Below are 11724 nucleotides of genomic sequence, written 5' to 3' on the forward strand. Positions count from 1 at the left end.
ACTAGCCGGCGATCGCGTCCACGTCGCGCCGGACCGCGGTCTTCGGGCGCCCGCGCACCGGGGTGGCGCGCCACGCGGTCCATACGCCGACGAATGCAAGTGCGGCGAAGCCGAACAGCAGCAGTTGCGCCGAACGCATCTCGGACTGTCCTCCGAGGTTCACCAGCACGCCCGCCAGCGCGGTACCGAACGCGTTGGCGATCAGCTGCACGGTGTTGATCGCGGCGGACGCGCGGGCGCCCTCGACCGGTTCGGCCACGGCGTTCATGGCCCCGACCGCCAGATGCGGCCATGCGATGCCGATGCCCGCGCCGGCGACGATCAGCCCGGTCGCCCAGAGCGCGACGCGGCCGCTCCCGGCCTGTTCGGCGAGGACCACTGCCATGATCGCGAGGCCGGCCGCGACCAGGAGCGGGCCGCACCGCACGATGCGGCGGACCGCGTTCGGAGCCGCCGCCGACGCGCTCGGGATCTCGCCGACCGTCCAGCCGAGTGCCAGTGCGGCACCGAGAAATCCGGCGACGAGGGGCGCCAACCCGGCCAGCTGCTGCCCGAACAGCGGGACGAACGTCTCGACCGTCGATGCCATCGCGAGGACCCCGATGGTCAGGTACACCCATTTCAGGGACGACCCGGAGAACGTCGACGGCGGCAACACCCCGTGCGGGCTGCGCCGGTCGGCAGCGACGAACCACACGACCAGGCCCACCGCGCCGGCGACGGCGGCGGCCGCGATCGCCGCGTGGGAGAGGAGCCCGGCGACGCTCACCAGCAGCGTCGCGGCGGTGAGCAGCGCCAGCGGGACGACCGGCACGGGGGCGACGACGCGGTCGTCCGCACGGGTGTGCGGCGGCAGGACTACCGGAACGAGGGCAGCGACTGCCGCGGTGCACACGATCAGCGCACCGAACGCCCACCGCCACGCGCCGAACTGGGCGAACGCCCCGCCGACGGCAGGGCCCACCAGGGTGCCGACACCCCACATGGTGGAGACCAGTGCGCTGGCGCGGGTCCACAGATGCCGGGGCAGCGCGGAGTTGATCACCGCGTATCCGAGGCCGGCGAGCAGGCCGCCACCGAAACCCTGCACGGCGCGTCCGGCCAGGAGCAGTTCCATGGTCGGGCTCAGCGCGCACACCCCGGTTCCGAACGCGAAGAGGGCGAGGCCGATCAGATAGGCGCCGCGCGGGCCGCGGGCGGCGAGCGTCCGGCTGACGATCATCGACGAGAGCACCGACGCGATGAGGAACACGGTCGACGTCCAGGCGTAATAGCGACGTCCGCCGATGTCGTCGATCGCAGTGGGCAGCAGACTGCTCGTGAGATAGACGTTGATCGCATACAGCGCCACTCCGCCGGCCAGCACGGCGGCGACCCCGAGATGTCGCCCGCTCAGAAGCTGACGCCAGGTGCCGGAGCCGTCGGTTCGGGTTGTCATGGACCCGAAGGTAGAAGCTCGAGCGCACTCGAGGTCAAGGAGATGGATGCGCCCGAGGAGCACTGTGTCCGTTGTCACAACCGCGGACCTTCGCCGCCTCGGGTCGTGCGAACACCCAGGTCGCGGGCTTGTCGACGGCTCTCGGCGCGGGTCGGCGTCCCCGCCGCGCCGACGATCCTGGACGGTCGGGAATTGAATCTCGCGGAGGCATGTTCCATGAGTCAGTAAGACTCAACTTTGGAGGAGGCTGCGAATGCCGGCATTCTTCGGGCCCGAGGGGCCCGGGCGCATCGATATCACCCGTCTCATGAGCAGCGACACGCAGCAGCTCATGGCCGAGGCTGCGCAGTTCGCGGCCCGACGCGGTGACACGGGCCTGGACGCACTGCACATCCTGCACGTGGCCGCGGTCAAGGACCCGGTGCGCGACATGGTCAAGCGAGTGGGTGGGGACCCGGAGGCGATCTCGAAGGACGCGGAGGCGCACCTGCCCCGTGGTCGCGAAGCCGTCTCGATCTCTCCGACGGTCACGGCCGCCGGACGTCGGACGCTGCTCGACGCACACCAGATCGCGCGCGCACTCGGATCGACCTACATCGATCCTGAACACATCTTCCTGTCGCTGGTCTCCAACGGGGACTCGACGACCGGGCGCATCCTCGCGTCCGCCGGTGTCACGCCGGAGTCGATGCAGTCCGCGGTGAACGCGAGTGCTGCGGAGCCGCAGCAGGAGTCGGCCACCCCGACGCTCGACAAGTACGGCACCGACCTGACCGAGCGGGCCCGCTCCGGCGGCGTCGACCCGGTCATCGGACGTAGCGACGAGATCGAGCAGGCCATCGAGATCCTGGCGCGCCGGACCAAGAACAACCCGGTTCTGGTCGGTGAGGCCGGCGTCGGCAAGACCGCCGTCGTCGAGGGTCTGGCGCAGCGCATCGTCGACGGAGACGTCCCGGAGGTGCTGGCCGACAAGAAGATCGTCCAGCTGGACCTGGCCGGCATGCTGTCCGGAACCCGCTACCGCGGCGACTTCGAGGAGCGGCTGACCAAGGCGGTCGACGAGATCGTCGCGCAGGACGGCCGGCTGATCGTGTTCATCGACGAGCTGCACACCATCGTGGGTGCGGGCGCCGGCGGCGAGGGTGCCATGGATGCCGGAAACATCCTCAAGCCGAAGCTGGCTCGCGGCGATCTGCGCATCGTGGGTGCAACCACGCTCGACGAGTACCGCAAGCACATCGAGAAGGATCCCGCGCTCGAGCGGCGGTTCCAGCCGGTGACCGTGAACGAGCCCAGCCAGGACGACGCCAAGGCGATCCTGAGCGGGCTGCGCGAGCGGTACGAGGAGCATCACCGCGTCAGCTACACCGACGAGGCGATCTCCGCTGCCGTCGAACTGTCGTCGCGGTACATCGCCGACCGGTACCTGCCGGACAAGGCGATCGACCTGCTCGACCAGGCCGGCGCGCGGAAGCGCCTGCAGCTCGGCGCATCCAATCCGGATGCCAAGGCGCTGCAGCAGCGGATCGCGCGACTGGAGAAGGCCAAGGAAGATGCGGTGAGCGCCGAGAACTACGAGCGCGCGTCGCAGCTGCGCGACGAGATCGCGGGAGCCGAGAAGCGACTCTCCGAGACTCGCGCAGGTGAGCCCGTCGTGGTGGGGACGCCGTCGGTGACTGCCGAGGACATCGCGGAGATCGTCGCGCGGTCCACGGGAATCCCGGCCAGCCAGATGACACAGAAGGACAAGGAGCGTCTGCGGCGACTGGAGGACGAACTGCATCAGCGGGTCGTCGGCCAGGAGGATGCGGTGAAGGCGATCGCACGAGCGGTGCGACGCAGCCGGACCGGCATGGGTGATCCCCGTCGTCCGGTCGGTAGCTTCCTGTTCCTCGGTCCGACGGGCGTCGGCAAGACGGAACTGGCGAAGGCGTTGGCGCAGTCGCTGTTCGGTGACGAGAGCAAGATGCTGCGGCTCGACATGAGCGAGTTCGGCGAGCGGCACACCGCGAGCCGACTGGTCGGGGCGCCTCCGGGTTACGTCGGCTACGGCGAGGCCGGTCAGCTCACCGAGCAGGTGCGACGTCACCCGTACTCGGTGATCCTGCTCGACGAGATCGAGAAGGCTCACCCGGATGTGTTCAACGTGCTGCTCCAGGTGCTCGACGACGGACGGCTCACCGACGGCCAGGGCCGCACGGTGGACTTCAAGAACACCGTCCTGATCATGACGAGCAACCTCGGCTCGGACATCATCTCGAGCAAGGGCGGGGCGCTGGGCTTCACCACCGGTGACGCCGCGGCGACCGAGAAGCCCCTGCGCGATCGGGTGATGGGCCGCCTGCGGGAGTCGTTCCGGCCGGAGTTCCTCAACCGGATCGACGAGATCGTGATCTTCCGCAAGCTCGAGGCCGAGCAGCTGCACCGGATCACCGATCTGCTGCTGGGCGAGAGCCGGGATCGCCTGCGGGCTCAGGACATCGACATCGAGTTCACTCCCGATGCGGTGGACTGGATCGCCGAGCACGGGCACCAGCCTGAGTTCGGGGCACGGCCGCTGCGCCGGACCATCGCCCGTGAGGTCGACGACCGCATCGCCGATCTGCTGCTCGACGACGTCCTCGACGCCGGTGGGCGGATCACGGTCAAGGTCACCGACGACGAACTGGATCTCGTGGTCAGCTGACGCCGAGACGACGACAAGGGCGGGACAGGTGAAAACCTGTCCCGCCCTTCGTCGTGTGCTGCCCTCAGCGCACGCGGAGTCCGTCGATGTAGATCGACGTGATCTCGCGGGCGAAGTCGGCATTGGACTTCTGCGGCGACGCGCGGAACCACCGACTGGTGAGCCACACCGAGTCCCGCATCAGTTGGTAGAAGGTCGCGGCATCGACATCCGAGCGGAGTTCGCCGTCCGCCTGGGCCTCGGTGATGCACTGCATCCATAAACCTGCCGCGAAGTCGCCCTTGTCGTCCAAGCTGGCCTCGAGCATCTTGTCTCGCATGTAGTCCGTCTCGACCTGCCAGATCGCTGTGGCGTGGCGATGACGTTCGGCGGCGTCGATCGCCACAAGGACGAGGGCCTCGAGGCGTTCGATCGGGGGAAGGTTCTCGGCGATCACCTGGGAGCAGCGTTCGTAGAGTTCGTCGACGTACACCCGGATGATCTCGGTGACGATGGCTTCCTTCGACGGGAAGTAGTGGTAGAGCGTGCCCGAGTAGACGCCGCAGGCGTCCGCTATCTCCCGCACCGTCGTGGCGGAGATGCCCTTGGTCGCGAAGATCTCGCCGGAACGGTCGAGTATCTGGCGCCGACGTTCCTGCGGATCCATCGCGGTTGTTCCCCCTGTACCTGGGTCGATCGGTTGCCGGTCGAGGCGCCTCATGCTACCTGCGACCGCACCGCCCCCGACCAACCTGGCCAGGCAATCCTACATTGATTGATCGCTTGCTCAATCTCGTGTCTTGGATCACAATGGTCGGCAGTTGTGGCCGAGATCGGAAGTGGGAGCAGTTGATGGGTGTACTCGAGGGCGACGTCGCGTTGGTGACGGGGGCCGGTCAGGGGATCGGACGTGGAATCGCCCTGGCGCTGGCCGCCGAGGGCGCGCGCGTCGCGGTCGTCGGGCGCACGCTGTCGAAGGTCGTCGACACCGCCGACGAGATCGTCCGTCGCGGCGGTGACGCCGTCGCACTGCAGTGTGACGTGACGGACGCGGAACGCATCGACGCCGTGGTCGCGGATGTGGTCGACCGATACGGCGGCCTGTCGATCCTGGTGAACAACGCGCAGACCCCGGCTCACGGCATGCTCCTGGATGTCAGCGAAGACGACTACCACGGCAGCATGAACTCGGGTCCGCTGGCGACGCTGCGGCTGATGCGCGCGTGCCACCCGCATCTGAAGGGTCGCGGTTCGATCGTCAACCTCGGCTCCGCCGCGGGGCTGAAATGGGATCCGACCGGTACCGGTGCCTACGCGGCCGCGAAGGAAGCGGTGCGGGTGCTCACGCGCACCGCCGCGTGCGAGTGGGGCACCGACGGGATCCGAGTCAACGCGGTGCTCCCGCTGGCGTCGACCCCGTTGATGGACGAGTGGGCAGAGCTGAATCCGGAGGCTTACGGGGAGTATCTGCGGAGCGTGCCGCTCGGTCGTCTGGGTGACGCCGAGTCGGACATCGGGCCGGCCGTGGTGTTCCTGTGCAGCCCGGCCGCCCGCTACATAACGGGGCATTCGCTGCCGGTCGACGGAGGGCAGGCTTTCCTGAGGTAGTGGAGCACCGAATTCTTTACCGCTCAACGGAAATCGACAGCAAAGAGCAAGCCCACTGCTCGTACGGTGGACCAATACAGTTCCAACGGAAGGATCGCGCAATGCAGCCGGTCGAATGCGGAGCGTGCGGCAACCGCGTACTCGTCGAGAAGTACAGCTCGACGCACACCAGCACCCAGTGGCTCGAGGATGCGGAGACGGCGTGCGCCGAGTTCCGTGACGCCGCGGCGGACGGAACGCACAGCATGTACGTGCGCACGTGCGGTGCGTTGACCGAGAGCATCGACGAGGCGGTCGCCGAGGGGCGTCTGGGCGAGTCGTACCGGACCGTGCCGGTCTCGGGGTCCACGGCGGAAGTCCGTCCGTACTCGTAAAGCGCCGGAACCAGATTCTCTGCGGTTCCGTATTTTTCGACGCTGCTCGCACATGGGCGGGAAGCGTTCACTTCTTCGAAGGAGGCAAGATGACCGAGATTTCCGACGACGTCGAGGTCCGGGAGATCGTGGCGGGCAGCAATCCCGACCGCTTCGCTCGCGGCTGGCACTGCATCGGCCGCGCGCAGGACTTCCGTGACGGAAAGCCGCACCAGGTCAAGATCTTCGGCACCGACCTGGTGGTGTTCGAGGACAGCAAGGGCGAGCTGCAGGTGCTCGACGCGTTCTGCCGTCACATGGGTGGCAACCTCGCGATGGGCGAGATCAAGGGTGACACCATCGCCTGCCCGTTCCACGACTGGCGCTGGAACGGCAAGGGCAAGTGCACCGACATCCCCTACGCGCGTCGTGTTCCTCCGGTCGCCAAGACCAAGGCGTGGGTCAAGCTCGAGCGCAACGGTCTCTTCTTCGTCTACAACGACCCGGAGGGCAACCCGCCGCCGGCCGAAGTCACGATCCCGCAGATCGAGGGCTACGACGAGGGTGGCTGGAGCGACTGGAGCTGGAACACCTACGTCGTCGAGGGTTCGCACTGCCGCGAGATCGTCGACAACGTGGTGGACATGGCGCACTTCTTCTACGTGCACTTCCAGATCCCGACCTACTTCAAGAACGTCTTCGAGGGCCACGTCGCGACCCAGGTGATGCGGTCGGGTGGGCGTGACGACATCCAGACCGGTGTCCAGCTCGGGATGGCCGAGGCGGAAACCATCTCGGACGCTTCGTACTTCGGCCCGTCCTTCATGCTCGACACCGTCTACACGGTTGCCGGCGACATCAAGGTCGAGACGAAGCTGGCGAACTGCCACTACCCGATCACGAACAACTCGTTCATCCTGCAGTGGGGCACCATCGTCAAGCGGACCGAGGGGTTGTCGGACGAGGACGCCAAGGCGATGGCGGAGCAGTTCACCGAGGGCGTCGAGCACCAGTTCAAGCAGGACATCGCGATCTGGAACCACAAGAGCCGGATCGAGAACCCGCTGCTGACCGAGGAAGACGGCCCGGTCTACCAGTTGCGTCGCTGGTACCAGCAGTTCTACGTGGACGTCGCAGACGTCACGGAGGACATGACCAAGCGCTTCGAGTTCGAGGTCGACACGACCCGCGCTCAGCAGAACTGGCGTGACGTCGTCGCGGACAACGTGGCGAACGGCGTCAAGCCCGTCGAGCTGGTTGCCGACGTCTAGTCCGCCGACGGCACCGACTGTGCCCCTGCCGATCATCGGGCAGGGGCACAGTTGTTTTCGCGGGTGCGGGCAACGACGAAGGGGTGGTTCCGCCGACCGGCGGAACCACCCCTCCGTCGTGTGGGGGAGTGTCAGGCAGGGATGGGGCGCAGGGTGCGGCTGCTCGTCATGTGCCGCCACGTCGCGAGCGCGGCCATGCGGACCGGTGCCACCAGGGCCGAGCTGTTCATGCTCTTGGTGGGGCCGCACACCGAGACCGCGCCGACGGTGTTCTTGCCGTCGCCGATCGCCGCTGCCACGCAGGAGACGCCGACGGTGGTCTCGTCCCGATCGTGCGCGATGCTCTGCTCACGGATTCGTGCGAGCTCCACGCGCAGTCGCGCCGCATCGCCGATGGAGTTCGGTGTGGGGCCTACCACCGGATGCGGCATGACCGACTCGGCATCGATCCGCGAGCTCGCGAGCAGCGCCTTGCCGATCGCGGTGCGGTGGGCGGGCTGGCGCCCACCGACGCGCGACGGGACCGACAGCGTGAAACGGCCGCCGATCTTCTCGAGGTACAGCACGTCGGGGCCGTCGAGCACCGCGAGGTGGACGACGAGTCCGGTGGCGTTGTGCAGTTCGTGCATCACCGGCAGGGCCGCCTGGTGCACACGATCGTGGTGCTGCGCGAGGGAGCCGAGCTCGAGCATCTTCATGCCGAGTTCGTAGGCGTGCCCGTGTCGGCGGATCCAGCCGATCCGAACCAGTTGCAGCAGCATGCGGTGCGTCGACGACCGGGGAAACCCGGTGCGCCGCGAGAGCTCCGACAGGGTCAACCGCTCGGCTTCCCGGAATGCGTCCAGCAGGACTGCGACACGGTCGATGACTGCGATGGGGGAGCTTGCGTCTGTCGTCGTCATGACGTTCTGAACCTCCAGGGTGCTCGCATTCCAGTCTGATTGAGCAAGCGTTCAATCAAGTGGTGCGAACTGTATCAGCGTGAGCCGCGTCGCTCCAGCCGCCCCGTCGATTCGTTTCGGTGATGCACCGGATCCCGATGCCATGAGGCCCGGAGCGGTCCGGCGCCGCTCTACTTCTCGTCCTCGCCGACCGGGTTCAGCAACTCCGGACGGTCGTTCTCGACGTTGTTGACCGCCGTGCTCACTTGGTAGGGCTGCAGATGCGGTTCGGGGATGGAGTTCACCATCGCCTGCACTTCGTCGCGGTCGGTGATCGAGGGGTCGAGCCAGTGCTCCCAGAACGACGCGGGCAGGATGACAGGGGAGCGGTCATGGATGTGTCCGGTCGCGTCCGTCGCCTGTGTGGTGAGCACGGTGGTGGTCCACAGCCAGCGGTCCGGATCGTCCTCGGCCTTGGACGGGTCCGGCCACAGCTCGTAGAGGCCGGCCATCGCGAGGACCGGGTCGTCGCCGTGGAGGAAGTACGGAATCTTCTTTCCTTCGGCGTCTTTCATCCATTCGAAGTATCCGTCCGCCGGGATGATGCAGCGGCGCTTCGCGGCGGCCGATCGGAAGCTGGGCTTCTCGGTGATCGTCTCCGAGCGGGCGTTGATCAACCGGGAGCCGATCTTCGGGTCCTTCGACCACGCCGGTACCAGACCCCACTTGGCGGTCCTGAGCTGCCGCTCGGCGCCTGCTCGCGGCTCCCTGCGGGGCGCGCGTTCGAGCACGACGCGAACCTGTCGGGTGGGGGCGACGTTGTACGACGGCGGCACTTCGGGGCCCACCGACTCGGCCACATCGAACAGCGAGCGCAGTTCCTTGTCGGTCGTGGTCGAGGCATACCGTCCACACACGCGCGCGTCTCCCGTCGTCGCAGGTACCTCGCGAACGATATCCGCACCACGGACACTTGCGCGGCAGAGCGCGCTGCCGGCCCGGAAAGGCCCGGATGCGTGCGGTCGCCCCTCGGACGGCATGCGTCCGGGCTGCGCTCCCGTGGGCTCCCCCCCGGAGCGCCGATTCGTACACTCGATCGACTGCGGGCAACAAGGTCGGAATCGTGGATGAAAGGAACGGCGATGAGATCCCACGGATGCGGCGAGAGTGGAGTACCCGACGGTGCCGACGCGGCGCCGGACATTCCCGTGCCGCTGCTTCGGGATTACCGCCACATCGGCGGAATCGAGTCCATCGAGGTCGACGGCACACGGTACTTCTTCGGTTACGACTACAGCGAGGATCTGGTCCTGTCCCCGCTCATCAGCGACAGCGGACTCATGTCGGTGTTCGCGGAGACCCACATGGAACAGCGAGACGGTCTCCACGATCGTGAGTACTGGCAGGGTCTGGTCGACGGATCCGCCGGGTCCTCCGAATTGGCGGAGCCCGAGTCGTGCACCTTCGAGTCCGCGCGACTGCGGTCGATCGTCACCTCGCTCGAGCGCGTCGCGGAATCCGGGACACCGATGCCCGACTTCAGCTTTCCGTACCACCTGAGATTCCTTCTGTCGTCCGCCGGGCAGTGGAAGGAGCAATTCACCGCGGCGGGGGAGGGCATCAGGGCGATCAAGGGAACGGAGGATCCCGACGACGGGTCCACGCGTGAGCAGATCGCACGCGACATCCTCCGCGAGATCGCGAATGCGATGGAGGTAGCCGGGGGCAACTGGGCGGAGGTGTTCGACGCCCTTGCCTGAGCGGGGCCCGGTGCTCCGCGAAAGTGACGAAGCGGCAATCGGATTGGTCGAAGACGGCGCGTCGGCGGCGGGGGTGCGTCCGTCGATCCATGCCACCTTCCCGTTCATCGGGAAGCGATGAAGGTGAGTCCCGTCTCACCTCCTAATGTGCGTCCGGTCACTGTTGGACCCCAGACCGGAATGTGTAGGTAGAAATGGCAGTCTCCGTCTCTCAGGGCGACGCAGCCCCCGTGCGGGGCCCCGGCGATGCCGGCGGCTCGACCGGGTACTGGATCCGTGTCCTGCTGATCCTCGTTCTGCTCACCGAGCAGGCGGCGCTTGCCTTCGCCCTCTTCACTCCCGCGCTCCCGAAGATCGCTGCGGAGTACAAGACCACGCAGGTGGTCTGGGTGATGACGGCGCTGGTTCTGGCGGCGGCCATCGCGTCGCCGATTCTCGGGAAGCTCGCCGACGTCTACGGCAAGAAGCGCATTCTCGTGGTCACCGCCGCGATCGCGAGCCTCGGTGCGCTCATCTCGGCGGTTGCGCCGACGTTCCCGATCCTGCTGGTCGGCCGCTTCCTGTCCGGTGTCGGCTTCGCCTTCACCGCGCTCGGTTACTCGCTGATCCGCGACGTGTTCCCGGCTCGCCTGCAGGCCATGTCGATCTCCATAGCGAACACCGGCGTCGGTGTCGTCACCGTCGTCGCGCCACTGATCTCGGGCTACATGCTCGACCACTCCGGTGTCTCGTCGGTGTTCTGGTTCTCCTTCGGGCTGTGCGCCGTGGGCGGACTGCTGACGCTGTTCTTCGTCCCCGAAACTCCGGTGCGTGCCAAGGTTTCCGTCGACTGGCTCGGCGCCTTCCTGCTCACCGTCGCGCTGTTCACCGTCATGCTCGCGCTGTCCCTGGGCGCCGGTTGGGGCTGGCTGAGCGGAAAGACCGTCGGCACGCTCGCCGTCACCGTCGTCTTCGCGGTCGCCTGGGTCGTCTGGGAGCGCCGCGTGCCCGAACCGCTCATCAGCATCGACGTGCTCGCCAGCCGCAAGGTCGGCATCACGCTGCTCGCCGGCGGCATCGCCTACGGCGCGACGACGCTCACCGCGACGCTCATTCCGATGCTGCTGCAGACCCCGAAGGAAGCGGCCGACTACGGCTTCGGACTCACGGTCACCGACATGGCGCTGTGGATGCTGCCCGGCGGTTGCCTGATCGTCCTCGGTGGCGTCTTCGTCGGCGCGACGGCGAAGCGCATCGGCTTCCGTCAGCACCTCGTTCTCGGCGCCGTCCTCATCGCGCTGGGTGCCACCTGGCTGGCGACGACGCCGGACCAGGCATGGCAGGTCGTGTGCGCGTACGGTCTCATCGGCTTCGGTTCGATGATCTACGCCGCGATCCCGAACCTGGTGATGATGGCGCTGCCCGAGGACCAGCGCGCGATCGGCGCCAACTTCACCGGTCTGTCGCAGTCGATGTTCGGCGGCATGCTGTCCTCGGTGGGCTTCGCGCTGTTGGCGCAGCACGTCATGACGGTCGGCCCCGCCGGCCCCGTCTACAGCTCGGACGGGTTCTTCGTGGCCTTCATGGTCGCCGCCGGCGCCGCACTGCTCGGCGCGGTCCTGGCCTTCGGCATCACCGTCGGACGACGCGGCGAGGGCTAGTCTCGCAACACTTTCGACGCCTCGGGGCCTGCACCGTCTTCCGGTGCGGGCCCCGAGGTATTTGCCTCACGTCCTCCGCGGCGTCGCGTCACACAGTACTTCTCGGGA

At 67.4% G+C, this 11724-nt stretch carries 10 protein-coding genes; 6 read left to right on the forward strand and 4 right to left on the reverse strand.

The features are described from left to right. Position 1 precedes the first annotated feature (1 nt). On the reverse strand, positions 2-1438 hold the full coding sequence (locus tag C7H75_RS05365) for an MFS transporter (RefSeq protein ID WP_037084575.1): 1437 nt from the start codon (positions 1436-1438) through the stop codon (positions 2-4). 253 nt (positions 1439-1691) lie between these two features. On the opposite strand from C7H75_RS05365, the gene C7H75_RS05370 reads away from it, so the two are divergent. Next, positions 1692-4124: an ATP-dependent Clp protease ATP-binding subunit gene (locus C7H75_RS05370; protein ID WP_106851053.1), complete on the forward strand. Its 2433-nt coding sequence runs from the start codon at positions 1692-1694 to the stop codon at positions 4122-4124. A 64-nt stretch (positions 4125-4188) separates the two neighbouring features. On the opposite strand, the gene C7H75_RS05375 is transcribed toward C7H75_RS05370, so the two are convergent. Beyond that, complete coding sequence (locus C7H75_RS05375; protein ID WP_005515203.1) at positions 4189-4770, reverse strand: TetR/AcrR family transcriptional regulator; 582 nt, start codon at positions 4768-4770, stop codon at positions 4189-4191. A gap of 185 nt (positions 4771-4955) precedes the next feature. On the opposite strand from C7H75_RS05375, the gene C7H75_RS05380 reads away from it, so the two are divergent. The 3 genes from C7H75_RS05380 to C7H75_RS05390 all read left to right on the forward strand — a co-directional run bounded on the left by C7H75_RS05380 (position 4956) and on the right by C7H75_RS05390 (position 7335). Continuing rightward, a complete protein-coding gene (locus C7H75_RS05380) occupies positions 4956-5711 on the forward strand; it encodes an SDR family NAD(P)-dependent oxidoreductase (RefSeq protein WP_084954643.1) in 756 nt (251 codons plus the stop codon). Positions 5712-5812: 101 nt separating this feature from the next. After that, entirely contained in the window at positions 5813-6085 is a 273-nt protein-coding gene (locus C7H75_RS05385) for a hypothetical protein (protein WP_106851054.1), read from the forward strand. An 89-nt stretch (positions 6086-6174) separates the two neighbouring features. Then, positions 6175-7335, forward strand: a complete 1161-nt coding sequence (locus C7H75_RS05390; protein WP_005515199.1) for a 3-ketosteroid-9-alpha-monooxygenase, oxygenase component — start codon at positions 6175-6177, stop codon at positions 7333-7335. Positions 7336-7466: 131 nt separating this feature from the next. Here C7H75_RS05390 and C7H75_RS05395 read toward each other — a convergent pair whose 3' ends face one another. Both C7H75_RS05395 and C7H75_RS05400 read right to left on the reverse strand, forming a co-directional pair. Beyond that, the gene (locus tag C7H75_RS05395) at positions 7467-8237 is read right to left on the reverse strand and encodes an IclR family transcriptional regulator (RefSeq protein WP_005515198.1); all 771 of its coding nucleotides are present in this window, start codon (positions 8235-8237) and stop codon (positions 7467-7469) included. Positions 8238-8407: 170 nt separating this feature from the next. Beyond that, the gene (locus tag C7H75_RS05400) at positions 8408-9133 is read right to left on the reverse strand and encodes an SOS response-associated peptidase (protein WP_064078524.1); all 726 of its coding nucleotides are present in this window, start codon (positions 9131-9133) and stop codon (positions 8408-8410) included. Between the two features lie 225 nt (positions 9134-9358). Between C7H75_RS05400 and C7H75_RS05405 the strand changes: the two genes are divergently transcribed. Both C7H75_RS05405 and C7H75_RS05410 read left to right on the forward strand, forming a co-directional pair. Further along, positions 9359-9976, forward strand: a complete 618-nt coding sequence (locus tag C7H75_RS05405; protein ID WP_233281861.1) for a hypothetical protein — start codon at positions 9359-9361, stop codon at positions 9974-9976. Positions 9977-10170: 194 nt separating this feature from the next. After that, a complete protein-coding gene (locus C7H75_RS05410; RefSeq protein WP_005515195.1) occupies positions 10171-11616 on the forward strand; it encodes an MFS transporter in 1446 nt (481 codons plus the stop codon). Positions 11617-11724: the final 108 nt, after the last annotated feature.

The sequence above is a fragment of the Rhodococcus (subgen. Prescottella) equi genome, assembly GCF_003013675.1.
Classification (GTDB): domain Bacteria; phylum Actinomycetota; class Actinomycetes; order Mycobacteriales; family Mycobacteriaceae; genus Prescottella; species Prescottella equi.

Excerpts from the sequence above, each read along its gene's own strand:
- C7H75_RS05390 (WP_005515199.1), top strand. The coding sequence starts at position 6,175 with ATGACCGAGATTTCCGACGACGTCGAGGTCCGGGAGATCGTGGCGGGC.
- C7H75_RS05375 (WP_005515203.1), bottom strand. The coding sequence starts at position 4,770 with ATGGATCCGCAGGAACGTCGGCGCCAGATACTCGACCGTTCCGGCGAG.
- C7H75_RS05385 (WP_106851054.1), top strand. The coding sequence starts at position 5,813 with ATGCAGCCGGTCGAATGCGGAGCGTGCGGCAACCGCGTACTCGTCGAG.
- C7H75_RS05405 (WP_233281861.1), top strand. The coding sequence starts at position 9,359 with ATGAGATCCCACGGATGCGGCGAGAGTGGAGTACCCGACGGTGCCGAC.
- C7H75_RS05370 (WP_106851053.1), top strand. The coding sequence starts at position 1,692 with ATGCCGGCATTCTTCGGGCCCGAGGGGCCCGGGCGCATCGATATCACC.
- C7H75_RS05410 (WP_005515195.1), top strand. The coding sequence starts at position 10,171 with ATGGCAGTCTCCGTCTCTCAGGGCGACGCAGCCCCCGTGCGGGGCCCC.
- C7H75_RS05395 (WP_005515198.1), bottom strand. The coding sequence starts at position 8,237 with ATGACGACGACAGACGCAAGCTCCCCCATCGCAGTCATCGACCGTGTC.
- C7H75_RS05380 (WP_084954643.1), top strand. The coding sequence starts at position 4,956 with ATGGGTGTACTCGAGGGCGACGTCGCGTTGGTGACGGGGGCCGGTCAG.
- C7H75_RS05365 (WP_037084575.1), bottom strand. The coding sequence starts at position 1,438 with ATGACAACCCGAACCGACGGCTCCGGCACCTGGCGTCAGCTTCTGAGC.